The organism is Phycicoccus jejuensis, from assembly GCF_000720925.1.
GTDB lineage: Bacteria > Actinomycetota > Actinomycetes > Actinomycetales > Dermatophilaceae > Phycicoccus > Phycicoccus jejuensis.
Genome location: NZ_JOEE01000005.1, coordinates 161890 through 188153, shown reverse-complemented (window position 1 = coordinate 188153; position 26264 = coordinate 161890). Strand labels below are relative to the sequence as shown.

25 protein-coding genes are annotated in these 26264 nt (G+C 73.8%); 12 read left to right on the top strand and 13 right to left on the bottom strand.

Translation table 11 applies throughout. The features are described 5' to 3' along the window. Position 1: 1 nt before the first annotated feature. From sufC to pssA, 6 genes are all read right to left on the bottom strand, one after another. Positions 2–766, bottom strand: a complete 765-nt coding sequence (gene sufC, locus IG69_RS0112010) for a Fe-S cluster assembly ATPase SufC (protein WP_030528413.1) — start codon at positions 764–766, stop codon at positions 2–4. 8 nt (positions 767–774) lie between these two features. Next, positions 775–1116: a non-heme iron oxygenase ferredoxin subunit gene (locus tag IG69_RS0112005; protein WP_030528412.1), complete on the bottom strand. Its 342-nt coding sequence runs from the start codon at positions 1114–1116 to the stop codon at positions 775–777. After that, the gene (gene sufD / locus IG69_RS0112000; RefSeq protein WP_030528411.1) at positions 1113–2291 is read right to left on the bottom strand and encodes a Fe-S cluster assembly protein SufD; all 1179 of its coding nucleotides are present in this window, start codon (positions 2289–2291) and stop codon (positions 1113–1115) included. Before sufD ends, IG69_RS0112005 begins: the two co-directional genes overlap by 4 nt. Next, positions 2291–3712: a Fe-S cluster assembly protein SufB gene (sufB, locus tag IG69_RS0111995; RefSeq protein ID WP_030528410.1), complete on the bottom strand. Its 1422-nt coding sequence runs from the start codon at positions 3710–3712 to the stop codon at positions 2291–2293. The genes sufD and sufB overlap by 1 nt, the downstream gene beginning before the upstream one ends. Beyond that, entirely contained in the window at positions 3709–4401 is a 693-nt protein-coding gene (locus tag IG69_RS0111990; RefSeq protein WP_036829888.1) for a helix-turn-helix transcriptional regulator, read from the bottom strand. Before IG69_RS0111990 ends, sufB begins: the two co-directional genes overlap by 4 nt. 76 nt (positions 4402–4477) lie before the next feature. Next, positions 4478–5440, bottom strand: a complete 963-nt coding sequence (gene pssA / locus IG69_RS0111985; protein ID WP_030528408.1) for a CDP-diacylglycerol--serine O-phosphatidyltransferase — start codon at positions 5438–5440, stop codon at positions 4478–4480. 113 nt (positions 5441–5553) lie between these two features. Between pssA and IG69_RS0111975 the strand changes: the two genes are divergently transcribed. From IG69_RS0111975 to IG69_RS0111965, 3 genes are read left to right on the top strand one after another with little or no spacing between them, the layout of a single operon-like run. Next, positions 5554–6267 carry an ABC transporter ATP-binding protein gene (locus IG69_RS0111975; protein WP_030528407.1) on the top strand — a complete coding sequence of 238 codons (714 nt, stop codon included), beginning with the start codon at positions 5554–5556 and terminating at the stop codon, positions 6265–6267. Then, complete coding sequence (locus IG69_RS0111970) at positions 6264–7007, top strand: ABC transporter permease (RefSeq protein ID WP_030528406.1); 744 nt, start codon at positions 6264–6266, stop codon at positions 7005–7007. The genes IG69_RS0111975 and IG69_RS0111970 overlap by 4 nt, the downstream gene beginning before the upstream one ends. 51 nt (positions 7008–7058) lie before the next feature. Next, positions 7059–7982, top strand: coding sequence for a COX15/CtaA family protein (locus IG69_RS0111965; protein ID WP_051750489.1), 924 nt, complete (start codon positions 7059–7061; stop codon positions 7980–7982). A gap of 19 nt (positions 7983–8001) precedes the next feature. Here the strand turns inward: IG69_RS0111965 and IG69_RS23125 are convergent, their stop codons facing one another. Both IG69_RS23125 and IG69_RS22530 read right to left on the bottom strand, forming a co-directional pair. Beyond that, positions 8002–10833, bottom strand: coding sequence for a helix-turn-helix transcriptional regulator (locus IG69_RS23125; protein WP_030528404.1), 2832 nt, complete (start codon positions 10831–10833; stop codon positions 8002–8004). 20 nt (positions 10834–10853) lie between these two features. Beyond that, positions 10854–11045, bottom strand: coding sequence for a hypothetical protein (locus tag IG69_RS22530; protein WP_030528403.1), 192 nt, complete (start codon positions 11043–11045; stop codon positions 10854–10856). Positions 11046–11243: 198 nt separating this feature from the next. Here IG69_RS22530 and IG69_RS0111950 point away from each other — a divergent pair, with 198 nt between their 5' ends. Both IG69_RS0111950 and IG69_RS0111945 read left to right on the top strand, forming a co-directional pair. After that, positions 11244–11816 (top strand): ArsR/SmtB family transcription factor, encoded by a 573-nt coding sequence (locus IG69_RS0111950; RefSeq protein ID WP_030528402.1) that lies wholly within the window; start codon positions 11244–11246, stop codon positions 11814–11816. After that, on the top strand, positions 11813–13129 hold the full coding sequence (locus IG69_RS0111945; RefSeq protein WP_211250998.1) for an MFS transporter: 1317 nt from the start codon (positions 11813–11815) through the stop codon (positions 13127–13129). The genes IG69_RS0111950 and IG69_RS0111945 overlap by 4 nt, the downstream gene beginning before the upstream one ends. Here the strand turns inward: IG69_RS0111945 and IG69_RS0111940 are convergent. After that, a complete protein-coding gene (locus tag IG69_RS0111940) occupies positions 13071–14000 on the bottom strand; it encodes a heme o synthase (RefSeq protein WP_030528400.1) in 930 nt (309 codons plus the stop codon). The genes IG69_RS0111945 and IG69_RS0111940 overlap by 59 nt on opposite strands. A gap of 194 nt (positions 14001–14194) precedes the next feature. On the opposite strand from IG69_RS0111940, the gene tkt reads away from it, so the two are divergent. From tkt to IG69_RS0111905, 7 genes are read left to right on the top strand one after another with little or no spacing between them, the layout of a single operon-like run. Then, positions 14195–16471 (top strand): transketolase, encoded by a 2277-nt coding sequence (gene tkt, locus IG69_RS0111935; protein ID WP_030528399.1) that lies wholly within the window; start codon positions 14195–14197, stop codon positions 16469–16471. Between the two features lie 7 nt (positions 16472–16478). Then, a complete protein-coding gene (tal, locus tag IG69_RS0111930; protein ID WP_030528398.1) occupies positions 16479–17594 on the top strand; it encodes a transaldolase in 1116 nt (371 codons plus the stop codon). Then, entirely contained in the window at positions 17591–19204 is a 1614-nt protein-coding gene (locus IG69_RS0111925; RefSeq protein WP_030528397.1) for a glucose-6-phosphate isomerase, read from the top strand. Before tal ends, IG69_RS0111925 begins: the two co-directional genes overlap by 4 nt. Continuing rightward, on the top strand, positions 19201–20745 hold the full coding sequence (zwf, locus tag IG69_RS0111920; RefSeq protein ID WP_030528396.1) for a glucose-6-phosphate dehydrogenase: 1545 nt from the start codon (positions 19201–19203) through the stop codon (positions 20743–20745). Before IG69_RS0111925 ends, zwf begins: the two co-directional genes overlap by 4 nt. Further along, complete coding sequence (gene opcA, locus IG69_RS22980; protein WP_030528395.1) at positions 20742–21878, top strand: glucose-6-phosphate dehydrogenase assembly protein OpcA; 1137 nt, start codon at positions 20742–20744, stop codon at positions 21876–21878. Before zwf ends, opcA begins: the two co-directional genes overlap by 4 nt. Continuing rightward, positions 21875–22609, top strand: coding sequence for a 6-phosphogluconolactonase (gene pgl, locus IG69_RS22975; RefSeq protein ID WP_030528394.1), 735 nt, complete (start codon positions 21875–21877; stop codon positions 22607–22609). Before opcA ends, pgl begins: the two co-directional genes overlap by 4 nt. A gap of 4 nt (positions 22610–22613) precedes the next feature. Continuing rightward, positions 22614–23090, top strand: a complete 477-nt coding sequence (locus IG69_RS0111905) for a hypothetical protein (protein WP_051750486.1) — start codon at positions 22614–22616, stop codon at positions 23088–23090. Positions 23091–23540: 450 nt separating this feature from the next. On the opposite strand, the gene IG69_RS0111900 is transcribed toward IG69_RS0111905, so the two are convergent. The 4 genes from IG69_RS0111900 to IG69_RS0111885 form a co-directional block, all read right to left on the bottom strand. Further along, entirely contained in the window at positions 23541–23891 is a 351-nt protein-coding gene (locus tag IG69_RS0111900) for an RNA polymerase-binding protein RbpA (protein ID WP_084696763.1), read from the bottom strand. Between the two features lie 13 nt (positions 23892–23904). Then, positions 23905–24147, bottom strand: coding sequence for a preprotein translocase subunit SecG (gene secG, locus IG69_RS0111895; RefSeq protein ID WP_030528391.1), 243 nt, complete (start codon positions 24145–24147; stop codon positions 23905–23907). Positions 24148–24248: 101 nt separating this feature from the next. Beyond that, a complete protein-coding gene (tpiA, locus tag IG69_RS0111890; RefSeq protein WP_030528390.1) occupies positions 24249–25046 on the bottom strand; it encodes a triose-phosphate isomerase in 798 nt (265 codons plus the stop codon). Further along, entirely contained in the window at positions 25047–26252 is a 1206-nt protein-coding gene (locus IG69_RS0111885; RefSeq protein ID WP_030528389.1) for a phosphoglycerate kinase, read from the bottom strand. Positions 26253–26264: the final 12 nt, after the last annotated feature.

Sequence of the window (26264 nt, the reverse complement as noted above, 5' to 3'; positions counted from 1 at the left end):
GTCAGGCCTCGGTGGTCGCCGGGAGGAAGCGGTCGTACCCCTCGGCCTCGAGGCGCTCGGCGAGCTCGGGGCCGCCCTGCTCGGCGATCCGGCCGTCGACGAAGACGTGGACGAAGTCGGGCCGGATGTAGCGCAGGATGCGCGTGTAGTGCGTGATGAGGAGGACGCCGGAGCCGGTCGACTCCTTGGCGCGGTTGACGCCCTCGGAGACGATGCGCAGCGCGTCGACGTCGAGGCCGGAGTCGGTCTCGTCGAGGACGGCGAACTTCGGCCGCAGCAGCTCCATCTGGAGGATCTCGTGGCGCTTCTTCTCGCCACCCGAGAAGCCCTCGTTGACGTTGCGCTCGGCGAACGCCGGGTCCATGCGCAGGTTGCCCATGGCGTCCTTGACGTCCTTGACCCAGGTGCGCAGCTTCGGGGCCTCGCCGGAGACGGCGGTCTTGGCGGTCCGCAGGAAGTTCGAGACGGTGACGCCGGGGACCTCGACGGGGTACTGCATCGCGAGGAAGACGCCGGCGCGGGCGCGCTCGTCGACGCTCATCGCGAGGACGTCCTCGCCGTCGAGCGTGACGGTGCCCGAGGTGACGGTGTACTTCGGGTGGCCGGCGATCGAGTAGGCGAGCGTCGACTTGCCCGAGCCGTTGGGGCCCATGATGGCGTGGGTCTGGCCGGACTCGATGGTCAGGGTGACACCGCGGAGGATCTCCTTGGTGCCCTGCTCGGTCTCGACGGTGACGTGCAGGTCCTTGATCTCAAGGGTGGACATACGTGGGGTCAGAGCTCCTCGGACAGGGCGACGAAGACGTCGTCACCCTCGGTGCGGACGGTGTGGACGGCGATGGGGGTGATGGCGGGCGGGCCGGTCGGCTCGCCGGTGCGCAGGTCGAAGCGCGAGCCGTGGAGCCAGCACTCGAGGGTGCAGCCGTCGAGCTCGCCCTCGGAGAGCGAGACGTTGGCGTGGCTGCACGTGTCGTCGACGCAGTGGACGGCGCCGTCCTCGGTGCGGACGATCGAGACGCGGCGCCCCTCGATCTCGGCGAGGGCGGCCCCGACGGCCGGCAGCTCGTCGAGCCGGCAGACGTAGGTGAAGCCCTCCTCGGTCGGCTGCTCGCTCACGCGGCGCCCCCGGCGAGCTCGCGCTCGATGGCCTCCATGAGGCGCTCCTGCACCTCGGGGACGCCGATGCGGCCGACGACGCTCGCGAAGAACCCGCGGACGACGAGGCGGCGGGCCTCGTCCTCGGGGATGCCGCGCGCCATGAGGTAGAAGAGCTGCTCGTCGTCGAACCGGCCGGTGGCCGAGGCGTGCCCGGCCCCCTCGATCTCGCCGGTCTCGATCTCGAGGTTGGGCACCGAGTCGGCGCGGGCGCCGTCGGTGAGCAGCAGGTTGCGGTTGAGCTCGTAGGTGTCGGTGCCCTCGGCCGCGGCGCGGATGAGGACGTCGCCGACCCAGACGGTCCGGGCGGTCTCGCCCTGGAGCGCGCCCTTGTACTCGACGTTGCTGCGGCAGTGCGGCGCCTCGTGGTCGACGAAGAGCCGGTGCTCGAGGTGCTGGCCGGCGTCGGCGAAGTAGACGCCGAGACCCTCGAACGACCCGCCGGGACCGGCGTAGGTGGCGTTCGTGTTCAGCCGGACGACCCCGCCGCCGAGCGTCACGGCGATGTGCCGGACGCGGGCGTCGCGGCCGACGACGACGTCGTGCTGGCCGAGGTGGCGCGAGGCGTCGTCCCACTCCTGGACCGAGACGAGCGTGACGTCCGAGCCGTCGCCGGCGAGGACCGTGAGCACCTCGGAGTAGTCCGCGGTGCCGTCGTGCTCGAGGAGGACGGTGGCCTTCGCGAAGCGGCCGACGCGCACGGTGACGTGCCCGTGGACGAGGCCCTGCTCGCCGCCGGTCAGGCGCAGCCGCACCGGCTCGGTGAGCTCGGCCTCGGCCGGGACGTCGACGAGCGCCACGCCACCGCTGTGCGCGGCGGCGACGGCGGCCGCGCGGTCCTGCGGCGCGGGCACGCCGAGCGCCTGCCAGTCGGCGACGGGGAGGGTCGAGACGGTGACGCCCTCGGGGAGGTTCTCCTCCCAGGTCAGGCACTCACCGGTCGCCTCGTCGCGGAAGAAGGTGCCGAGCCGGTCGACCGGCGTGAAGCGCCACTCCTCCTCGCGCCCGTGCGGGACCGGGAACGCGTCGACCTCGAAGGACGCCGTGCGCTCGGCGCGCGACTGGTCCGGGACCATCGTCGCGGCGCTGTGGGTGTGGGCGCCCTCGGTGGGGCGCTGGGGGGTCAGCAACGGCATCAGCCGACTGCTCCTTCCATCTGCAGCTCGATGAGGCGGTTCAGCTCGAGGGCGTACTCCATGGGCAGCTCCTTGGCGATCGGCTCGACGAAGCCGCGCACGATCATCGCCATCGCCTCCTCCTCGGACATGCCACGGGACATGAGGTAGAAGAGCTGGTCCTCGGAGACCTTGGAGACCGTGGCCTCGTGGCCCATCTGGACGTCGTCCTCGCGGATGTCGACGTAGGGGTAGGTGTCGGAGCGGCTGATCGTGTCGACGAGCAGCGCGTCGCAGACGACCGAGCTCTTCGAGCCGGTCGCGCCCTCCATCACCTTGACCAGGCCCCGGTAGGAGGTGCGGCCACCGCCGCGGGCGACGGACTTGGAGACGATCGAGCTGCTCGTGTTCGGGGCGGCGTGCACCATCTTCGAGCCGGCGTCCTGGTGCTGGCCCTCGCCGGCGAAGGCGATGGACAGCGTCTCGCCCCGGGCGTGCTCGCCGAGGAGGAAGACCGCCGGGTACTTCATCGTCACCTTGGAGCCGATGTTGCCGTCGATCCACTCCATCGTCGCGCCCTCGGCGCAGGTCGCGCGCTTGGTGACGAGGTTGTAGACGTTGTTCGACCAGTTCTGGATCGTCGTGTAGCGGACGCGGGCGTTCTTCTTGACGACGATCTCGACGACCGCGGAGTGCAGCGAGTCCGACTTGTAGATCGGCGCGGTGCAGCCCTCGACGTAGTGCACGTACGAGCCCTCGTCGGCGATGATCAGCGTCCGCTCGAACTGGCCCATGTTCTCGGTGTTGATGCGGAAGTAGGCCTGGAGCGGGATGTCGACGTGGACGCCCGGCGGGACGTAGATGAACGAGCCGCCCGACCACACGGCGGTGTTGAGCGCCGCGAACTTGTTGTCGCCGGCCGGGATGACCGAGGCGAAGTACTCGCGGAAGAGGTCCTCGTGCTCGCGCAGGCCGGTGTCGGTGTCGACGAAGATGACGCCCTTCTCCTCCAGGTCCTCGCGGATCTGGTGGTAGACGACCTCCGACTCGTACTGCGCGGCGACGCCGGCGACGAGGCGCTGCTTCTCGGCCTCGGGGATGCCGAGCCTGTCGTAGGTGTTCTTGATGTCCTCGGGCAGGTCCTCCCAGGAGGTCGCCTGCTTCTCGGTGGACTTCACGAAGTACTTGATGTTCTGGAAGTCGATGCCGGTGAGGTCGCTGCCCCAGCTCGGCATGGGCTTCTTGTCGAACAGCCGCAGCGACTTCATCCGCAGGTCCTTCATCCACTGCGGCTCGCTCTTGCGGTCGGAGATGTCGGCGACGACCTCCTCCGACAGGCCGCGGCGCGCGGTGGAGCCCGCGGTGTCGCTGTCGGCCCACCCGTACTCGTAGGTGCCGAGGTCCTTCAGACCCGGGTTGAGCTCTTCGATGTGGCTCGTCATCGCGATGGCCTCTCGGTAGGGGTCGGGACGAACGTGGTGCAGACGTGGTCGCCGTGGGCGAGGGTCGCCAGGCGCTGGACGTGGACGCCGAGGAGACGGGAGAACGCCTCGGTCTCGGCCTCGCACAGCTCGGGGAACTCGCTCGCGACGTGCTGGACCGGGCAGTGACCCTGGCACAGCTGCACACCGGTCAAGGCCGCCGGGCCGCCGGGTGTTCCCACCGGGCGGGCGGAGGCCGAGTAGCCCTCGGTGCTCAGGGCGTCGACGAGGGCGTCGGCGCGCGAGCGCACGTCCTGCCCCGCGTCGTCGAGGCGCCCGGCGAGCCGGGCCTCGAGGTGGGCGACGCGCTCCTCGGCGAAGGCCTGGACCGCGTGCTCGCCGCCGGTGCGGCGCAGGAAGCGCAGCGCCTCGCCGGCGAGGTCGTCGTAGTCGGACGCCAGGGCGCGGTGGCCGGCGTCGGTGAGGAGCCACTCCTTCGCGGGGCGGCCGCGCCGGCGCGGGCCGGCGGCGTCGCGGGCGAGGACGAGGCCCTCGGCGAAGAGGTTGTCGACGTGGCGGCGCACGGCGGTCTCGGTGAGGCCGAGCCGCTCGACGAGGGCGGTGATGCTCACCGGGCCCTCCTGGCTCACGACACGCAGCACCCGGTCGCGCGTGCGCGACTCGTCGACGGAGGCTGCGGGATTAACCACACACCCATGTTAGGTAATTGCTGCGACGACGTCCAAGGAAGGGTCGCCTAACCCGTGACACGGGTGAGGGACCGGGTCAGGCGGGGGCCGTGCCCGGCTCGTCGCAGGGGTCGTCGGCGTCCGGGCCGTCGAGCTCGTCGTCGCCCTCGATCGGGAGGAAGACCGACTGCATCCGGCGGCGCGGCGGGGCGACCGACTCGGACCCGAGCAGCCGCTCGCGCACCGGCGCGGTGAGCACGCCGAGCGGGGCGGTGAGGACGTACCCGTAGGCGACGACGATCCCGGTGAGGCCGGGTGCCACGACGAGCCCGATGACGATGGCGGCCGCGACGAGACCCGTCGTCAGCCGGGCGCCCGGCGTCGTGGGCTGGAGCAGGTTGCGGAAGGACCGGAAGCGGATCGTCATCACCATGAGGAAGGCGGGGACGACGCTGACGAGCAGCGGGAACCAGGCCTGCCACGGGCCGGTGCCCGGGCCGAAGAACGGCGAGTCGAGGGCGAAGATCGTCGCGATGACGACGCTCGCGGCGCCCGGGGACGGCAGGCCGACGAAGTACCGCTTGTCGGCGGCGGGGTCGATCGTCACGTTGAAGCGGGCGAGGCGGAAGGCCGCGCACGAGAGCCAGAGGAAGGCGACGAGCCACGCGAGCAGCGGCCAGTCGCTCAGGGCCCAGGTGTGCACGAGGACGGCCGGCGCCACCCCGAAGGAGATGAGGTCGGCCAGGGAGTCGAGCTGGAGGCCGAACGGCGAGGTCGCCCCGACCAGGCGTGCGACGAAGCCGTCGGCGATGTCCATGACGATCGAGAAGGCGATGAGGACTGCCGCCAGGGTGAAGTGCCCCCGGAACGCGAGCAGCACCGACGAGAAGCCGCTCACCATGTTGAGCGTCGTGAACGTGCTCGGGGCGAGGAGGCGGGCGCGCTCCCGCTTGGGCAGCTGGCGCAGCGAGACGACGCGGGCACCGGTCGGCGAGACGAGCCGCCAGCGGTCGAGGATCCGCCGGCGGCCGGTGCTCGTGTCGGACGCGTCGCTGCTCATCGCTCCCCCTCGTGGCCCGTGCCCGCCTCCGGGCCCGTCGTCTCGGTGGGCGACGTGGCGGGCCCGGCCTCCCGGTCGATGCGTGGCATGGGCCCCACCCTAGGATGCCGGGCATGGTGGCCGCTGTCCTCGTGCGTGAGCTGCGGCGCGTGTTCCGGACGACGACGGCCGTCGACGGCGCCTCCTGGTCGGCCGACGCCGGGCGCGTCACCGCGCTCCTCGGCCCCAACGGCGCCGGCAAGACGACGACCGTCGAGTGCCTCGAGGGCCTGCAGCGCCCGGACGCCGGCGAGGTCCGCGTCCTCGGCACCGACCCGTGGCACGCCGACGCCGCCCACCGCGCCGCCGTCGGCGTGATGCTGCAGGACGGCGGCCTCCCGACGACCGTGCGCCCCCTCCCGCTCCTGCACCACCTCGCGGCCCTGCACCGGGCGCCGCGGCCGGTCGACGAGCTCGCCGAGCGGCTGGGCATCCACGAGTTCGCCCGCACGACGGTCCGCCGGATGTCCGGCGGCCAGCGGCAGCGTGTGGCACTGGCCGCCGCCCTCGTCGGGCGGCCGGAGGTCCTCTTCCTCGACGAGCCGACCGCCGGGCTCGACCCCCACGCGCGCCTCGAGGTCTGGGACCTCGTGCGCGCCGAGGCCGGGCGCGGCGTCTGCGTCGTCGTGACGACCCACTCCTTCGAGGAGGCCGAGCGGCTCGCCGACGACGTCGTCGTCATGGCCGGCGGACGGGTCGTCGCCGAGGGGCCGCTGGCCCGGGTGCGCGGCGACCGGTCGCTCGAGGACGTCTACTTCTCCCTGACCCGCCGCCGGGAGGCGTCGTGAGCGCGCCCACGGCGGCCCGGGGCCGGGTGCTCGCGCAGGCCCGCTTCGAGAGCCGGGTGCTGCTGGCCAACGGCGAGCAGCTGCTCGTGTCGGTCGTCCTGCCCGCCCTCGCGCTCGCGGGGCTCGCCCTCGCCTCCGTCCCGGACCTCGGCGCGGGGCGCCGGGTCGACCTGGCCGCCGCCGGGGCGCTCGCCCTCGCCGTCGTCTCCACCGCGTTCACGGGGCAGGCCATCTCGACGGGCTTCGACCGGCGCTCGGGGGTGCTGCGGATGCTGGGGACGACCCCGCTGGGGCGCGGTGGCCTGCTCGCCGGCAAGGCGCTCGCCGTGCTGACCGTGCTCGCCGTCCAGGTGGTCGTGCTCGGCGCGCTGGGTCTGGCTCTCGGCTGGCGTCCCCCGGCGGGCGGCCTGCTGCCGGGGCTGGTCTCGCTGCTCCTCGGGACAGCGACGTTCGTCGGTCTCGCCCTGCTCCTCGCGGGGACCGTCCGGGCCGAGGCCGTGCTCGCGATCGCCAACCTCGCGTGGGTCGTCCTGCTCGGGCTCGGCGTGCTCGTGCCGACCGACCGGCTCCCGGGCGCGCTCTCGACCGTCGCCGCGGCGCTGCCCTCCGGAGCCCTCGGGGACGCGACGCGCGTCGCGCTCGTGGACGGCGGCTGGCCGTGGGGGCAGTGGGCCGTCCTCGTCGTGTGGGGTGCGGCGGCCGGCGCGGCCGCCGTGCGCTGGTTCCGCTGGTCCGGCTGAGCGGCCGAGCGGGTTCGGCCGGCCACGACGGCCCGTCGTAGCATCTGACGCGTGAGCCCCCTCCCCCTCGTCACCGGCGAGGTCTCGACCCGGACGGTCCGTCGCTGGGCCTGGGCGAGCCTCGTCGCGAACACCGTCATCATCGTCACCGGGGCCCTCGTGCGCCTCACCGGCTCCGGCCTCGGCTGCCCGACGTGGCCGCGCTGCACCGACGAGTCCTTCGTGCCGCACCGCGAGCTCGGCGCCCACGGGGTCATCGAGTTCGGCAACCGGCTGCTCACCTACGTCCTCATCGCCGTCGCCGTGCTGACCTTCGTCGCCGTCTGGCGGTGGAGCCGCACGAGCCGGTCGCTGCGGGTCCACGCGTTCCTCCTGGCCTTCGGCATCCCGTTCCAGGGCGTCGTCGGCGGGATCACCGTCCTGACGCAGCTCAACCCGTGGGTCGTCGCGATCCACCTCCTGCTCTCGCTCGTGCTCGTCGCCGGGTCGGTGTGGCTGCTCCTGCGCGTCACGGACCGGCTCGGGACGCCCGCGGCGCCGGGTCTGCGGCGCGCGACCCTCCTCATGCAGGCGCTCGTCTGGGTCGTCGTCTACCTCGGCACCGTCGTCACCGGCAGCGGCCCGCACGCGGGCGATGCCGACGCCCCGCGCAACGGCCTGGACCCGCAGGTGTGGAGCCACGTGCACGCCGTGGGTGTCTACGCCCTCGTCGCCGTGACGGTGGTCCTCTGGTGGGGCTCGCGCGGCACGGCCCTGCGCGGCCCGGTCACGACGTTGCTCGTCGTCGAGCTCGCCCAGGGCGCGATCGGCTTCGCGCAGTACTGGACCGGTCTGCCCATCCCGCTCGTCGCGCTGCACCTGCTCGGGGCCGCGGTGCTCGTCGCCGCCGCCACGCGCGTCCTGCTCCTCTCCCGCGGGGTGCTCGTGCCGGGCACGCCGGCTGCGCGCCGGCGCGACGCCGCCCTCACCGCCTGAGGCGCCCGGCCCCGACCGCTCAGGGGTCCAGGAGGCCGGTGCTGCGGGCGACCGCCACGGCCTCGCCGCGGCTCGCCGCCCCGAGCTTGGCGAGGATGTTCGACACGTGCACGCTCGCCGTCTTCGTCGTGATGAACAGCTCGCGCCCGACCTCCCCGTTGGACCGCCCGAGCGCGAGCAGCGCGAGCACCTCGTGCTCGCGCGCCGTGAGCCCCTGGGCGGGGCCACGGTCGGTGGCGAGGGCGTCGAGCGCGGTGAGCAGCGGCGCCGCCCCGAGCGACACGGCGACCACCCGGACGTTCTCGAGCACCCCGTCCGCCCGACGGTCCCCGGTCGACAGGAGCACCTCCCCCAGCCGCAGGCGGGCCCGGGCGCTCTCGTAGGGGTCTCCGCGCTCCTCGGCCAGGGTCACGGCGTCCTCCCAGGCCGTCACGAGGGTCTCGGCCTCGACCGGCTCACCTGCGGCGCGCCGCAGCCGCAGCCGCTCCGCGGCGAGCCGCGCCAGCCACATCCGCCCCTCCAGCTCGGGTCCGGGCGAGCCCTCCGGCCAGACGAGGGCCGCCTCCGCGGCGAGCCGCTCCCCCTCGTCGAGGAGCCGCCCGCGGGTCGCCGCCGAGGCCGTCGACGCGGCGCTCGCCAGGTGCCCCACGACGAGGGCGGCCAGACGGACCTCCACCGGTGCGTGCTCGACCGACCAGGCCGCGCGCAGGGAGGTCACGAGCTCGGCGCGCAGCGCCAGGACCCGGTCGAGCACGCCGCAGCGCCCCAGCACGTCGAGCGCCGCGACGCCGGCCTGCACCGGGATGCGGGAGTCGTCCGGCCAGAACGGGCGCCCGGCCGCGAGGGTGGCCTCGACGTCCGGCTCCCCACGCGCGGCGTGGACGTAGCCCACCGCCGCGTCGATGCTGGCGCGCGCCGACGGCGACGCGCCGACGCGGCCCCGCTCCGCGAGCTCCAGCGCGTGGTCCCACCGACCGAGCTCGAACGCGACGGTGATCGCGAGGGCGAGCGCGTCGACCGAGTAGACCGAGGCCGCGAGGCCCGCGCGGCGCGCCTCGTCGACGACGCGCTCGAAGCCGGCGAGCGCCGCGGGGAGGTCGCTCTGCCGGTGGTGCACGACGGCGAGGATGTGCAGCGCCCGGAGGAACGCGAGGTCCGGGGTGTCCCGCCAGCCCTCGACGACCCCCCGGAGACGCCGGACCGACCCGTCGGGGTCGCCCGCGGCCTGGGCGAGCCAGGCGAGGTTCGAGCTGAGGTCGACGCGGTCGGCGTGGAGTCCGTGCTCGACGGCGAGGCCCATCGCCTCGTCGGCGACGGCGAGCGCCTCCTCGACCAGCCCGGCGTCGGTCAGCGCGTCGGCGCGACGGGTCAGGACCGACACGCGCAGGGCCACGGGGGCGTCGGTGTCGAGGAGCGAGAGCGCCTCGGCCGTGACGGTCAGCCGGTCGACGCGCTCCTCCGTCAGCCGTGCGGCGTACGCAAGGGCCGCGAGCAGCTCGGCCCGCTCGCGTGGCGCCCCCTCGGCGTCCGCCAGCCGGGCCCGCAGCAGCGCGACGGCACGGCCGGCGCGTCCGGCCCCGTTGGCGGCGGCCGCGGCCCGCAGGGTGAGGTCGTGCACGACCTCGGGGTCGTCGGTGAGTCCCAGCGCGGTCTCGTAGTGACCCAGCGCCTCGGCCGGTCCACCCATCCGGCGGGCGGTGTCCCCGGCCCGGGCCGAGGCGTGCAGGGCGGTGGCGCGGTCGCCGGCCGCGAGGGCGTGGCGCGCGAGGTCCGCCGCCGCACCGAGCCGCTCGTCCTCGCGCAGGGCCTCGACGCAGGCGCGGTGCAGCTGGAGGCGCTCGGTCGGCAGCAGGTCCTCGGACACCGCCTCGGCCAGGAGGGCGTGCCGGAACTCGTAGCCGAGCTCCCCCCACGGCTCGAGCACGTGGTGCTCGACCGCCTGTCGCAGGGCCGAGCGCAACGTCGGGGGCGGCACGTCGGCGACCCGCTCGAGCAGGGCGTGCGGCACGCGCCGGCCGACCACGGCGGCCACCCGGACGACGGCCTGCGCGTCGTCGTCGAGCCGCTCGACCCGCCCGAGGAGGAGCCGGCCGAGCTCGGGCGCCGAGCCGTCGGCCGCCGCGACGGCCAGCTCCTCGGCGAGGAAGGCGTTGCCCTCGGCGCGGGCGGTCACCTCGTCGACGAGCGGGTCGGGCAGCGCCGCGGCGCTGCGGACGATCCGGCGCACGGCGTCGTCGGGCAGTCGCCCGAGCTCGAGGCGGGCCAGGCGCGGCAGCCGCGACCAGACGGCGAGCGCCGGGGCGAGCGGGTGCCGGCGGTGCACGTCGTCGCTGCGGTAGGTGACGACCAGCGAGACGCCCTCGGGCGCACCGCGCGTGAAGAGCAGGGTCAGCAGCTCACGGGTGGACTCGTCGGCCCAGTGCGCGTCCTCGACGACGACGAGCGCGCCGCCGTCGCGTCCGAGGACGCCCAGCACCGCGTGGACGGCCTCCACCAGGTCGGCGCGGGCCGTCTCCCTCGCCGAGGCGGAGAGCCGGGGCACGAGCGGGACGAGGCCGGGGTGCGCCTCGACGAGCTCGTCGACGAGGTCTCGCTCGCGCCCGTCGAGGGCGGCCAGCATCTCGACGAAGGGCAGGTACGGCAGGGTCCCGACGTCACCCACGCAGTGGCCGAGGAGGACCCGCCGGGTCGTGGTCTCGTCGACGAGGCGGGCGACCACGGCGCTCTTCCCGATGCCGGCGTCGCCGCCGAGGAGGACCGCCCCACCGTCCCCCGGTCCGCCGAGGGCCTCCCGCAGTCGGCCCAGCTCGGGGTCACGGCCGACGAGGACGGCGCTCGGACGGGTGGGCACGGTGCCGATCATGGCACCCGTCACGGGTGGCGGGGGCGACCCGGCGCCAGCACCGGCCGCGACGCCCGGCGGCGCAGGCGCTCGGCGAGCCGGCGCACCGGGTGGTCCGGTGCTCCGCGGTCCGGGGTCGACGCGATGCGGGTGCTCCCCCACCGCTCGAGGCGGTACTCGAGCTCGGCGCGGACGAAGAGCGGGTCGGCGGAGGTGTTCACGGTGGTCTCCTCTCGGTGCCGGCGGCCGGGTGCCGCCGACCCCTCCACCGTCGGGCGCTGAGGCAGGGCGGCACATGGGGCGTCCTCCCGGATCGGCGGCGCGACGCGCGTCCTGAGGTACCTCAGGTGGCTGTCCCGTCCTCCGGATATCCACAACACTCATTGCACAACAGCAATTGTGGGTCTACCGTCGACCGCATGACCCGACCCGAGATCCGCACGCTGCGCGACGCCGCCCCCCTCGCGGCGCTCGCCCACCCCTTCCGCTCCCGGATGATGGACTCGCTCAAGGTCGACGGCCCCGGCACCGCCTCGATGCTCGCGGCCCGCACCGGCCAGGCCGTCGGCAACGCGAGCCACCACCTCAAGGTGCTCGCCCGGGCCGGCCTCGTCGAGGAGGCCCCCGAGCTGGCGCGCGACCGCCGCGAGCGGTGGTGGCGCCTGGTCTCCGCCGGCACCCGGTGGAGCAGCGCCGAGCTCGCCGACGACCCGGCCGCCGCCACCGCGGCCCGCGAGGCCGAGGCCCTCCAGCTGCGCCGCCAGGTCGAGCGCATCACCACGTGGCTGGCCGACCGCGACGCCGACCCCGCCTGGGAGGACGCGGCGTTCGCCAACCAGAACTGGCTGCGCCTCTCCCCCGCCGAGCTCCGGCAGGTCGCCGAGGAGACCATCGCCCTCTACCGCCGCTGGGCCGACCGCGAGGTCCCGGACGACGGCGTCGAGCGCGAGCCGGTCCTCGTCGTCGCCCGGGGGTTCCCGTGCCGTCCGTGACGGGCGCCGTCCGCGCCGCGGCCGAGCCACCACCCCTGCGCCGCAACCGGAACTTCCGCCTCTTCTGGGCCGGTGAGGGCGTCAGCGTCCTCGGCGCGATGACCACCACGGTGGTCGTCCCGCTCCTCGCCGTGACGACCTTCGACGCCGGGCCCGGCTGGATGGGGCTGCTCACGGCCGCCGCCTGGCTGCCCTGGCTCCTCGTCGGCCTGCCCGCCGGCGCCTGGGTGGACCGGCTCGACGCGCGCCGGGTGATGCTCGTCGCCGACCTCGTCGCCGCGGCCGCCGTCGGCTCCATCCCCGTCGCGGCCCTGCTCGGGGTGCTCGACCTCCCGCACCTGCTCGCCGCGGTGCTCGCGAACGGCATGTGCGCCGTGTTCTTCCGGACGGCCTACGGCGCCTTCGTGCCGCGCGTCGTCCGGGCCGACGACCTCGACGCCGCCAACGGCCGCCTCTACGGCACCGAGTCCGCGATGCAGGTCGCCGGGCCGGGCGTCGGCGGCCTGCTGGTCCAGCTCGTCGGGGCCGCGACCGCCGTCGTCGCGGACGTCGCGGGCTTCCTCGTGTCGGCGGCCTGCCTGTGGCGGATGGACCCCGCCGCGCTCCGCCCCCCGCCGGAGCGTCCGGCCCGCGAGCCGCTGCGGCGCGAGATCGCCAACGGCGTGGGGGTGGTCGCGCGCGACCGGTACCTGCGCTTCTTCACCCTGCAGGGCGCGGCCTCGAACTTCGCGCTGACCGGCTACGGGGCGCTGCTCGTCCTCTTCCTCGTCCGCGACCTCGGTGTCGCGCCCGGCACCGTCGGCCTCCTCGTGGCCGCCGGCAGCGTCGGCGGTCTCGTCGGCGCGGCCGTCGCCACGCCCCTCGCGCGCCGCGTCGGCACCGCACGGGCGATGCGGTGGCTCCAGGTCGTGGGAGGACCGACCGCCCTGCTCGTGCCGCTCGCCTGCCCCGGCGCGGCGGTGGGCCTGGTGCCCCTCGGCGTCGCCCTCGTCGGGGTCGGTGTCGTCGGGGCCAACGTCGTCCGCTCCGCGTTCCGGCAGCGCTGGACCCCACCGAGCCTCCTCGGACGGACGATGTCGGCCTCGTCGGTGCTCAACTTCGGCACGATGCCGCTCGCCGGGCTCGCCGCCGGGTGGCTCGGCAGCGCGATCGGGGTGCACGAGACGATCGTCGCGATGACGGCGCTGCACGCGCTCGTCTCGCTCACGGTGTGGATCGGCCCCTACCGCACCGGCCGCGACCTCCCCGCGGGGGTCAGCGCAGCGGCAGGTGGAGCAGCGGGTCGACGGCCACCGCGAGGAACACGACGGTGACGTACGTGATCGAGTAGTGGAAGAGCCGCATCGGCTTGAGCGCCAGGCCCGTGACCCCGCGCCGCGCGGCGCGGAGGAGGCGGTGGGCCTCGGCGACGAAGAGCGCACCGGACGCGACGGCCACGACCGTGTAGAGCCAGCCCATCGACGCCACCGGCACGAGCGCGAGCGAGACCGCGACCATGACCCAGGAGTAGGCGACGATCTGGCGGCCGACCGTGACCGGCCCCTTCTCGACGGGGAGCATCGGCACCTCGGCCGAGGCGTAGTCGTCACGGAAGGCCATCGAGAGCGGCCAGTAGTGCGGCGGCGTCCAGAAGAAGATGACGAGGAAGAGGACGAGCGCCGGCCAGCCGACCGAGCCGGTGACCGCGGACCAGCCGATGAGCGTCGGCATGCAGCCGGCGATCCCGCCCCAGACGATGTTCTGCGACGTGCGCCGCTTGAGGAGCATCGTGTAGCCGACGGCGTAGAGGGCGATGGCCAGCAGCGACAGCGCGGCCGAGAGGACGTTGACGACGAGCGCGAACCACACCGTGGACGCCACCGTGAGGACACCGCCGAAGAGCATCGCCTCACGGACGGTGACCTCGCCGGTGACCATCGGCCGGCTGCTCGTGCGGTGCATCAGCCGGTCGATGTCGCGGTCGTAGACCGAGTTGAAGGTGTTCGCGGCGCCGGCGCTGAGGATGCCACCGGCCAGCGTCGCGACGACGAGCCACAGCGACGGCACCCCGCGCTCGGCGAGGAACATCACGGGCACGGTCGTCACGAGCAGCAGCTCGATGATGCGCGGCTTGGTGAGCGCCACGAAGGCCCCGACGCGTCGCGGACCGCGGCGGGCGGAGACCGCCGCGGGAGCGGTCGTCACGGGGGTGGTGGCCACGTCGTCCTTCGGGTCGGCCGGAAGCGTGCCCCCCGATTCTATCCGCCCGTGGGAACCACCCGTGACGCCCCCGGTCGTCACCCCCTCACGCAGGGCTAGGGTGGTTGCCAGTTGCGTCACACGGCGCCCTCACCGCCGGTGGCGACGTCACGAGCACGTCCCCGCGAGAGAGGAACCCCTTGAGCCCCACCGCCCGTCCCCGTTCCGCGTCCCCCGTCGCCGGCCGCTCCCCCGAGCTCTCGAAGCCGGTGGCCCGCAAGGCGAAGTGGTCGGACCTCGACGTCCGCGCCGTCGACACCGCCCGCATCCTCGCCGCCGACGCCGTCCAGCACAAGGGCAACGGCCACCCCGGCACCGCGATGAGCCTCGCGCCCGTGGCCTACCTGCTCTACCAGCAGGTGATGAACCACGACCCGTCCGACCCCTCGTGGCTCGGCCGCGACCGCTTCGTGCTCTCGTGCGGCCACTCGTCGCTCACGCAGTACGTGCAGCTCTACCTGTCGGGCTACGGCCTCGAGCTGTCCGACCTCAAGGCGCTGCGCACCTGGGACTCGCTGACCCCCGGCCACCCCGAGGTCCACCACACCAAGGGCATCGAGATCACCACCGGCCCGCTCGGCTCCGGCCTCGCCTCGGCCGTCGGCATGGCGATGGCCCAGCGCCGCCAGCGCGGCCTGCTCGACCCCGACGCCAAGCCCGGCCAGAGCCCGTTCGACCACCACGTGTGGGTGCTCGCCTCCGACGGCGACCTCATGGAGGGCGTGTCGGCCGAGGCCTGCTCGCTCGCCGGCCACCAGGAGCTCGCCAACCTCACCGTCGTCTACGACGCCAACCAGATCTCCATCGAGGACGACACCGACATCTCGTTCAGCGAGGACGTCGCCAAGCGCTTCGAGGCCTACGGCTGGGACGTCGTCGACGTCGACTGGCGCCAGTCCGACGACCCGGCCGGCACGCCGGAGTACACCGAGGACGTCGACGCCCTCCTCGCCGCGCTCGAGAAGAGCCGGAAGGGCAAGCGCCCCACCCTGGTCCGCCTGCACACCGTCATCGCGTGGCCCGCCCCGTCGGCGCGCGGCACCGGCAAGGCCCACGGCTCCGCCCTCGGCGACGACGAGGTCGCGGCCACCAAGGAGATCCTCGGCTTCGACCCGAAGAAGTCCTTCCCCGCCGAGCGCGAGGTCCTCGCCCACGCCCGCGAGGTCAAGAAGCGCGGCAAGGCCGCCCACCGCGAGTGGGACAAGGGCTACAAGGCGTGGCGGAAGGCCAACCCCGACCGCGCCGCCCTCCTCGACCGGCTCGTCGCCGGCGAGCTCCCGAAGGACTTCGCCAAGGCCCTCCCGGTCTTCGAGGCCGACGAGAAGGGCCTCGCCACCCGCGCCGCCTCCGGCAAGGTCCTCGGCGCCCTCGCCGACGTCCTGCCCGAGCTCTGGGGCGGGTCGGCCGACCTCGCCGAGTCCAACAACACGACGATGGCCGGCGCCGACTCGTTCATCCCGACGAGCCGCCAGACCGCCGAGTGGAAGGGCGGCCCCTACGGCCGCACGCTGCACTTCGGCATCCGCGAGAACGGGATGGGCATGATCCTCAACGGGATCGCGCTCGAGGGGATGACCCGCCCGTACGGCGGCACCTTCCTCGTCTTCTCCGACTACATGCGGCCCGCGGTCCGTCTCGCCGCCCTGCAGCAGCTGCCGGTGACCTTCGTGTGGACGCACGACTCCATCGGTCTCGGTGAGGACGGCCCGACCCACCAGCCGGTCGAGCACATCGCGTCGCTCCGCGCCATCCCGCAGCTCGACGTCGTCCGCCCGGCCGACGCCAACGAGACCGCCGAGGCGTGGGCCGAGATCCTCCGCCGCCGCCGCACCGCCGGTCTCGCCCTGTCGCGCCAGAACCTGCCGACCATCGACCGCACGACGCACGCGAAGGCGAGCGGCGTCCGCAAGGGTGCGTACGTGCTCGTCGACGGTGGCACGAACGGCGACGAGGCGCCCGAGGTCATCCTCATCGCGACGGGCTCCGAGGTGAGCCTGGCCCTCGCCGCGCGCGAGCGCCTGGAGCGCTCCGGCACCCGCACCCGCGTGGTCTCCATGCCGTGCCGGGAATGGTTCGAGGAGCAGCCGCGCTCCTACCAGAGCAAGGTCCTGCCCCCCGAGGTCAAGGCCCGCGTCAGCGTCGAGGCGGGTGTCGCCATGGGATGGCACGACCTCGTCGGGGACGCCGGCCGCTGCGTCAGCCTCGAGCACTTCGGGGCCTCGGCCGACGCCGGGACGCTGTTCCGCGAGTTCGGGTTCACGCCCGAGGCGGTCGCCAAGGCCGCGAAGGACTCGCTCAAGGCGGCGCGCACGGCCACCGGTGTCCCCGCCGTCACCGACACCGCTCCGCGGGCGAAGTCCTCCCGCGCTGCCGGCAACACGAAGACGCCGAGCCAGAAGGCCTCGGCAGGGAAGTGAGAGCCGCATGACCACACCGAAGCCCCTCCAGGACCTCGCCGCGAACGGCGTGTCCGTCTGGCTGGACGACCTCTCCCGCGACCGCATCTCCTCGGGGAACCTCCAGGAGCTGATCGACGACCACGGGGTCGTCGGCGTGACGACCAACCCGTCGATCTTCCAGGCCGCCCTCGCCGAGGGCCACGCCTACGACGAGCAGGTCGCCGAGCTCGCCCGTGACGGGCGCAGCGTCGACGAGACCGTCTTCTCGCTGACCACCCGCGACGTCCACGACGCCTGCGAGATCTTCATGCCCGTGTTCGAGCGGACGGACGGCGAGGACGGCCGCGTCTCGATCGAGGTCGACCCGCGCTCCGCGCACGACACCGCGAAGACCGTGCAGGAGGCCAAGGCACTGCGCGACGCGGTCGACCAGCCCAACGTCCTCATCAAGATCCCGGCGACGCTCGAGGGCCTGCCGGCCATCTCGCAGGTGCTCGCCGAGGGCATCTCGGTCAACGTCACGCTGATCTTCAGCCTCGACCGCTACCGCGCCGTGATGAACGCCTTCCTCACCGGTCTCGAGCAGGCCCGCGAGAAGGGCAAGGACCTCTCGCAGATCCGCTCCGTCGCGTCGTTCTTCGTCAGCCGCGTCGACGGCGAGATCGACAAGCGCCTCGACGCCATCGGGACGGACGAGGCGAAGGCCCTGCGCGGCAAGGCCGGCCTGGCCAACGCCCGCCTGGCCTACCAGGCCTACGAGGAGGTCTTCTCGACCCCGCGCTGGGCCTCGCTCGAGGCGGCCGGTGCGCACCCGCAGCGTCCGCTCTGGGCCTCGACCGGTGTCAAGGACCCGGCCTACCCGGACACGATGTACGTCACCGAGCTCGTCGCGCCCGGCACCGTCAACACGATGCCGGAGAAGACGCTCAACGCCACCGCCGACCACGGCGAGGTGACCGGTGACACCGTCACCGGCTCCTACGCCGAGGCCACGGCGGTCCTCGACGGGCTCGAGCGCCTCGGCATCTCGTACTCCGAGGTCGTCGACCTCCTGGAGCGCGAGGGCGTCGAGAAGTTCGAGAAGTCGTGGGCCGAGCTCCTCGACCGCGTCCAGAGCGAGCTCGAGAAGGCCGCCGCGTGAGCACGATCGACGTCTCCGCCACCGGGGCCGCCGCCGACGCCGTCGCGCGGCACGTCCCGCAGCTCGTCGCCGACCGGGTGGCGAGCCGGCTCTTCGCGCAGGACGACACCCTGTGGGGCGAGGCCGCGCAGGACGAGGCCTCCAAGCGCCTCTCCTGGACCGGCCTCCCCCGCAGCTCGCGCCCGCTCGTCGGCGAGATCGCCGCGATCCGGTCCGAGCTGCAGGAGGAGGGCTACGACCGCGTCGTCCTCTGCGGGATGGGCGGGTCCTCGCTCGCGCCGGAGGTCATCTGCGGCACGGCCGGGGTCCCCCTCGTCGTCCTCGACTCCTCCGACCCCGACGTCGTGCGCGGCGCGCTGACCGACCTCGACCGCACGGTCGTCGTCGTCTCCAGCAAGTCCGGGTCGACCGTCGAGACCGACAGCCAGCGGCGCGCGTTCGAGGCCGCTTACCGCGAGGCGGGCATCGACCCGACGACGCGGATGGTCGTCGTCACCGACCCGGGCAGCCCGCTCGACGGGCAGGCGCGCGAGGCGGGCTTCCGTGTCGTCAACGCCGACCCGGCCGTGGGCGGCCGCTACTCGGCGCTCACCGCGTTCGGGCTCGTCCCGTCCGGTCTCGCCGGGGCCGACGTCGAGGCCCTCCTCGACGACGCCGAGCTCGTCGCCGACCTGCTCGCCGCCGACGACGAGGCGAACCCGGCGCTGCGCCTGGGCGCCGCGATGGCCGGCACCGAGCCGCTGCGCGACAAGCTCGTCCTCGTCGACGCCGGCACGGAGAACGTCGGCTTCCCGGCGTGGGCGGAGCAGCTCATCGCCGAGTCCACCGGCAAGGAGGGCACCGGCATCCTCCCGGTCGTCGCGATCGGCACCGAGCCGGCGCACCTCTACGCCGACGGCACGGTCGTCCGGCTCGTGGCCACCGACTCCGACGACGACGGCGCGGACGGCGACTCGGTCGTCACGGTCGCGGGTCGCCTCGGGGCGCAGATGCTCCTGTGGGAGGCGGCGACCGCCGTCGCCGGTCGGCTGCTCGGCATCAACCCGTTCGACCAGCCCGACGTGGAGAGCGCCAAGGCCGCGGCCCGCGAGATGCTCGACGCGGGCATCGGCGCCGGCGACGACCCCGCCTTCACCGACGGGGCCGTGGAGGTCCGCGCGCTCGGTGGCGACTGGCTCGGCGACGCCGGCTCGGTCGACGCCGCCGTCGACGCGCTCCTCGCCGGCCTCGACGCCGAGCACGGGTACGTCGCCGTCATGGCCTACCTCGACCGCGAGGCCGACGCCGACCTCGAGCAGGTCGCGCGCGACCTGTTCGAGCGCACCGGACGCCCGGTGACCTTCGGCTGGGGCCCGCGCTTCCTGCACTCCACCGGCCAGTACCACAAGGGCGGGCCCGCGACCGGGGTGTACGTGCAGGTCACGGCCGACCCGGCCCAGGACCTCGAGGTGCCCGGGCGGGACTTCACCTTCGGCCAGTTCATCGCCGCGCAGGCGGCCGGTGACGCGAAGGTCCTCGCCGAGCACGGCCGGCCCGTGCTGCGCCTGCACCTGACCGAGCACGACGCCGGGCTGGCCCGGGTCCGCGCGGCCCTGGGACGGGGCGCATGAGCCCGGCTCGCGTCACGGCCGAGCAGAACCCGCTGCGGGACCCGCGCGACAAGCGCCTGCCCCGGATCGCGGGCCCGTGCTCGATGGTGCTCTTCGGTGTCACCGGTGACCTCGCCCGCAAGAAGCTCATGCCGGCGATCTACGACCTCGCCAACCGGGGTCTCCTGCCGCCCGGCTTCTCGCTCGTCGGGTTCGCCCGCCGCGACTGGGAGGACCAGGACTTCGGGAAGATCGTCTACGAGTCGGTCAAGGAGCGCGCCCGCACCCCGTTCCGCGAGGAGGTGTGGCGCACGCTCGCCGAGGGCATCCGGTTCGTCCCGGGCAGCTTCGACGACGACGCCGCGTTCGACCTCCTCGCCGAGACCGTCGCCGAGCTCGACGAGCAGCGCGGCACCGGCGGCAACCACGCGTTCTACCTCTCGATCCCCCCGGGGTCGTTCGCGATCGTCTGCGAGCAGCTCGAGCGCTCCGGCCTCTCGACCCCGCAGAGCGGGTCGTGGCGCCGGGTCGTCATCGAGAAGCCGTTCGGGCACGACCTCGCCTCCGCCCGCGAGCTCAACGACATCGTCGAGAACGTCTTCCCGGCCGACTCGGTCTTCCGGATCGACCACTACCTCGGCAAGGAGACGGTCCAGAACCTCCTGGCGCTGCGCTTCGCGAACCAGATGTTCGAGCCGGTGTGGAACGCGAACTACGTCGACCACGTGCAGATCACGATGGCCGAGGACATCGGCATCGGCGGCCGCGCCGGGTACTACGACGGCATCGGCGCGGCGCGCGACGTCATCCAGAACCACCTGCTCCAGCTCATGGCCCTGACGGCGATGGAGGAGCCGGTGTCGTTCGACGCGCACGGGCTGCGCCTCGAGAAGGAGAAGGTCCTCTCGGCGGTGCGCATCCCCCACGACCTCGCGTCCGGCACCGCGCGGGGGCAGTACTCCCGCGGCTGGCAGGGCGGCGAGGAGGTCGTCGGCTACCTCGACGAGGACGGCGTCGCCGACGGCTCCGCCACCGAGACCTACGCCGCGGTGCGCCTCGAGGTCGACACGCGCCGCTGGGCCGGCGTGCCGTTCTACCTGCGCACCGGCAAGCGGCTCGGCAAGCGCGTCACGGAGATCGCGGTCGTCTTCAAGCAGGCACCGCACCTGCCGTTCACGCACACCGCCACCGAGGAGCTCGGGCAGAACGCCATCGTCATCCGGGTCCAGCCCGACGAGGGTGTCACCCTGCGGTTCGGCGCCAAGGTGCCCGGCTCGCAGATGGAGGTGCGCGACGTGACGATGGACTTCGGCTACGGCCGCGCGTTCACCGAGTCCTCCCCCGAGGCCTACGAGCGGCTCATCCTCGACGTGCTCCTCGGCGAGCCGCCGCTCTTCCCGCGGCACGAGGAGGTCGAGCTCTCGTGGCAGATCCTCGACCCCATCGAGAAGTTCTGGGCGACGAAGGGCAAGGCCCCCGAGCAGTACGCCTCGGGTGGCTGGGGCCCCGCGTCGGCCGACGAGCTGATGCACCGTGACGGACGCGAGTGGAGGCTGCCTTGATCGTCGACCTGCCCAACACCTCGACCGCGGCGGTCTCGAAGAAGCTCGTCGCCCTGCGCTCCGACACCGGCGCGATGGCGCTCTCCCGCGTCCTCACCCTCGTCGTCGTCGTCGACGAGGCGGAGGCCGAGGAGGCCATCGAGGTCGCCAACGACGCGAGCCGGCAGCACCCCTGCCGGATCATCGTCGTCGTCGGGAGCAACCGCCGCGGCGCCGCCCGCCTCGACGGCCAGATCCGCGTGGGCGGCGACGCCGGCGCGTCCGAGGTCGTCGTGCTCCGGCTGTACGGCCGGCTCGCGAGCCACGGCCGCGCCGTCGTCACCCCGCTCCTGCTCGCCGACTCGCCGATCGTGGCGTGGTGGCCGGCCGAGGCCCCGAAGGACCCCTCGAAGGACCCGATCGGCGAGATGGCCCAGCGCCGCATCACCGACGCGGCCCGGACGCAGGGGCCGCCGAAGACGGTCCTCAAGCGGCTCGCGAAGTCGTACGCGCCCGGCGACACCGACCTCGCCTGGTCACGCATCACGCTGTGGCGCGGGCTGCTCACCGCTGCCCTCGACCAGCCGCCGTTCGAGCCGGTCACCGAGGCGCTCGTCGTCGCGGCCCCGGACAGCCCGTCGGGCGAGCTGCTCGCCGGATGGCTGGCGAGCAGGCTGCGCTGCCCCGTGTCGCTCGCCCGCTCCAAGAGCGGCTCGGGCATCATCTCGGTCCGTCTCGAGCGCAAGAGCGGCACGGTCGACCTGGTCCGTCCGGAGGACGGCAGCACGTCGATGCTGCGCCAGGTCGGCCAGCCGGACCGCACGCTCGCGCTGCCGCACCGTTCGGACGCCGAGTGCCTGGCCGACGAGCTGCGCCGGCTCGACCCCGACGAGGTCTACGAGGACGCCCTCACCAAGGGCTTCCCGACGCTGACGAGCGCACGCCGCACCGCGAGCGAGGCGGTCAAGGCCGGGGCGGCCCCGTCGCCGGCCGAGGCCGAGCGCACGACCCAGCGCCTGCGCCGGGCCGCTCGCGTGGCCGGCAGCTCGGCGATGGTCGAGAAGCGCCCGATGCCCGAGGACGGCGCGGACACCGAGACCGTCAAGGCCGCCGCGGCGGCCAAGCTCGCCGAGGTCAAGGAGCGTCGCTCGTGAGCGGGAGCACCGTCGTCGTCCACCCGTCCAAGCAGGCCCTCGCGGACGCCGCGGCGGCGCGGCTCGTCGTCGCGCTCGTCGACGCGCAGTCCGTTCGCGGGGTGGCCCACGTGTCGCTGACCGGCGGCTCGATGGGCTCCGAGATCGTCCGCTCGCTCGCCGCCACCCCGGCGCGGGCGGCGGTCGACTGGGCGCGGGTCCACGTCTGGTGGGGCGACGAGCGCTACCTGCCCGCCGGTGACCCCGACCGCAACGACACCCAGAACGACGAGGCCGGTCTCGACACGCTCGGGCTCGACCCCGCGCACGTCCACCGCGTCGCCGGGCCGGACAGCTCGGCCTCGGCCGAGGAGTCGGCGCACGCCTACGCCGAGGCCATCCACGCGGCGGGCAACGGCGCGTTCGACGTCATGGTGCTCGGGGTCGGGCCGGACGGGCACATCGCCTCGCTCTTCCCGCACCACCCGGCCGCCGGGACGACCGATGCGATGGCCGTCGCGGTGCACGACTCCCCCAAGCCGCCGCCGGACCGGGTGTCGCTGACCCGCGAGTGCCTCGAACGTTCGCGCCTCGTGTGGTTCCTCGTCGCCGGTGGCGACAAGGCGGACGCCGTCCGTCGCGGGGTCACCGGGTCGCCGTTCGAGGAGACGCCGGCCGCGCACGTCCACGGCAGCGAGCAGACGCTCTGGCTCGTCGACACCGACGCCGCCGCCGACCTGGACCGGGGCTGACGCCGTGGGCATCCTCGACCGCTGGCGCACCCGCGGCGACGACGACGCGGTCGTCGCCGACGACGGGCCCGGTGGCAACGACGGCGTCGAGCCGGTCGAGGAGGTCGCGACGCGTCCGCTGACCGGCGAGGAGGAGGCGCGGCTCGAGGCTTACCGCCTGCGCTACGCCGAGCACGGCATCGACCCCGCCGACCTGGCGACGATCGCCGCGGCGTGGTCGGCGGCCCTCGCGCGGGGTGACGAGGCCGAGGGGCCCGAGGCCGTGACGGTCGTGGCGACGGCGGTCGGCGACCACCTCGTCGGCGCCGGCTACCGCTGGGTCGTCAGCACCGACCCGTTCGGCACCGACCTCGCCGTCGAGCCGCCGCGCCGCGGGGTGCCGGTCGTCGTGCGCACGCTCGTCGCGGTGCGGTGGATGCAGCGCGAGCAGGACTGGGTCGAGAACGTCGTCGGCCACCTGGCCCGCACCGCCCGCCGCTGAGTCACCACCCCGTTGCCGGTTCGAGGTGAAACCCGACCGCCACGAGGTCGGGTTTCACCTCGAGCGAGCGCGGACCTGGCCGAGTTGTCAGTACTCGCGCGGCCGCTGTCGTTCGCTCCACCCCTCGGCGCAGTCATGATGAGCGGTTGCACCCGACCGCTCATCATGACTGCTCCAGCATCCGGAGCACACGGGACGAGCGGCGGATGAAGGGCCGTTCATCGTGTCTGGTCCACCATCCGGAGCACATGGGACGAGCAGCTGCTCGGCGACCGCTCGTCATGAGTGCGTCAGCATCGGGAGCGAACGACAGCGGCGGGCCGACCCCTCTGACCCTGGGTGTCAGGGGTCGGAGGGGTATGGAGCTGGGGAACGTCAGCACGCCGAACACACAGCGACCCCCGGCCGCTGGCCGGGGGTCGCGTGCGTTCGTGCGAGGAGCTCAGCGCCTCACTGGATGAGGCCGCGGCCGCGCAGGCTCGCGAGGGCCTCGTCGAGGATGGCCTGGCCGTCCTCGTCCGAGCGGCGCTCCTTCACGTACGCGAGGTGCGTCTTGTAGGGCTCGACCTTCGGCGGGGCCGGCGGGTTGTCCCGGTCCTGCCCGGCCGGGAAGCCGCAGCGCGGGCAGTCCCACTGCTCGGGGACGACCAGGCCGGCCTCCTCGGCGAAGCTGGGCTTCGTCTCGTGCCCGTTGGAGCACCAGAAGGAGACGTAGCGCCGGGGCGCGGCCTCGCCGCGCTCGGCCTCTCCCATGGGGCCCGCGCCGACGCGCGAGCCACGGATCGCGTTACCACCAGCCATCGTCCAGCCCCTCTCAGGCGAACCGCTCGAGGACGCCGAGACCGACGACGCAGGTGAACCACACGGCCGCCACCCCGACGGTGATGCGGTCGAGGTTGCGCTCGGCCACGGACGAGCCGCCGAGCGAGCTCGACATGCCACCGCCGAACATGTCCGAGAGTCCGCCACCCTTGCCCTTGTGGAGCAGGATGAGGAGGGTCAGGAACAGGCCTCCGATGACCAGGAGGACCTGGAGGCCGATACGAACCGCGTCCACGGAGGGATCCTTCGGTGTGGGGGTCGGGGACAACCGGACAAGGATAACCGCTGCCCGGCCCGGCCGCCGCGACCCCGGCGGGCGCGGCGGCACGGATCGGGTCAGACGGTGCCGCGGTGGTCGCGGAAACGGCAGATGGCCGCGAACTCGCCCGCCTCGAGCGAGGCCCCGCCGACGAGCGCGCCGTCGACGTCGTCCTGGCCCATGATCGCCGCGACGTTGCCGGACTTGACCGAGCCGCCGTAGAGCACCCGGATGCCGTCCGCGACGTCGCCGGAGTACAGCTCGGCGAGCTTGGTGCGGATGGCCCCGCACACCTCCTGCGCGTCGTCGGGGGTCGCGACCTCGCCGGTGCCGATGGCCCACACGGGCTCGTAGGCGACGACGGCGGTGCGGGCCTGCTCGGCGGGCACGTCCGCGAGGCCGGCCTCGACCTGCGCGAGGACGTGCTCGACGTGCGTGCCGGCCTGGCGGACCTCCAGGCCCTCGCCGACGCAGAAGATCGGCGTCAGCCCGGCGGCGAAGGCCGCCTTGACCTTGCTGTTGACGACCTCGTCGGTCTCGCCGTGGTACTCGCGCCGCTCGCTGTGGCCGACCGCCACGTACGAGCAGCCGAGCTTCGCGAGCATCGCGCCGCTCACCTCGCCGGTGTACGCCCCGGAGGCGTGAGCGGAGAGGTCCTGCGCGCCGTGCTTGAGCTCGAGCCGGTCACCGTCGATGAGCGTCTGGACGCTGCGGATGTCGGTGAACGGCGGCAGGACGACCACCTCGACGGCGCCGAAGTCGTGCTTGCCGTCCTTGAGCGTCCAGTCGAGCTTCTGCACTAGGTGCGTCGCCTGGAGGTGGTCGAGGTTCATCTTCCAGTTCCCCGCCATGAGCGGGGTGCGGCCGGAGGCCATTCAGTGCTCCTTCGTGAGGATCGCGATGCCGGGCAGCTCCTTGCCCTCGAGGTACTCGAGGGAGGCGCCGCCGCCGGTGCTGATGTGCCCGAACTGGTCGTCCGAGAACCCGAGCTGCCGTACGGCGGCGGCGGAGTCGCCACCCCCGACGACGGTCAGCGCGCCGCCCTCGGTCGCGTCGACGAGCGCCTGGGCGACGGCCTTCGTGCCGGCCGCGAACGGCTCCATCTCGAACGCGCCCATCGGCCCGTTCCAGAACACGGTGCGCGCGTCGGCGAGCTTCTCGGCGTACAGGCGGGCCGACTCGGGGCCGATGTCCAGCCCCATCGTGTCGGCCGGGATGGCGTCCGCGGCGACCGTGTCGACCTCGGTGTCGGCCGAGAACTCCCGCCCGACGACGACGTCGACCGGCAGGACGATCTCGACGCCCTCGCGCTCGGCGCGCTCGAGGTAGCCCTTGCACGCGTCGACGCTGTCGGCGTCGAACAGGCTCGTGCCGATCTCGTGGCCCTGGGCCGCGAGGAAGGTGAAGAGCATCCCGCCGCCGATGAGCAGGCGGTCGGCCGTGCCCATGAGGTTGTCGATGACCGCGAGCTTGTCGGCGACCTTGGCGCCGCCGAGGACGACGGCGTAGGGGCGCTCTGGCGACTCGGTGAGGCGCTTGAGCACCTCGACCTCGTCGTGGACGAGCCCGCCCATGGCCGAGGGCAGCCGGGTCGCGACGTCGTAGACCGACGCCTGCTTGCGGTGGACGACGCCGAAGCCGTCGGAGACGAACGCGTCCGCGAGCCCGGCGAGGGCGTCGGCGAACTCGGCGCGGTCCTCGTCGGACTTCGCGGTCTCGCCGGCGTTGAACCGGAGGTTCTCGAGGAGGACGACGTCGCCGTCGGCCATCCCGTCGACCGCGGCCCGCGCGCTCTCCCCCACCGTGTCGGTGGCGAAGACGACGTCGCGGCCGAGCAGCTCTGAGAGCCGCCCGACGACGGGCCGGAGGGAGTACTTCTCCTCCGGCGCGCCCTTGGGGCGCCCGAGGTGGGCGCACACGATGACGCGTGCGCCCGCCTCGGACAGCTGCCGCAGGGTGGGGACCGACGCCCGGATGCGGCCGTCGTCGGTGATCGTCGTGCCGTCGAGCGGCACGTTGAGGTCTGACCGGACGAGGACGCGCTTGCCGCGCAGGTCGCCCAGCGAGGCGATGTCAGCCATGGGTCGGTCGGT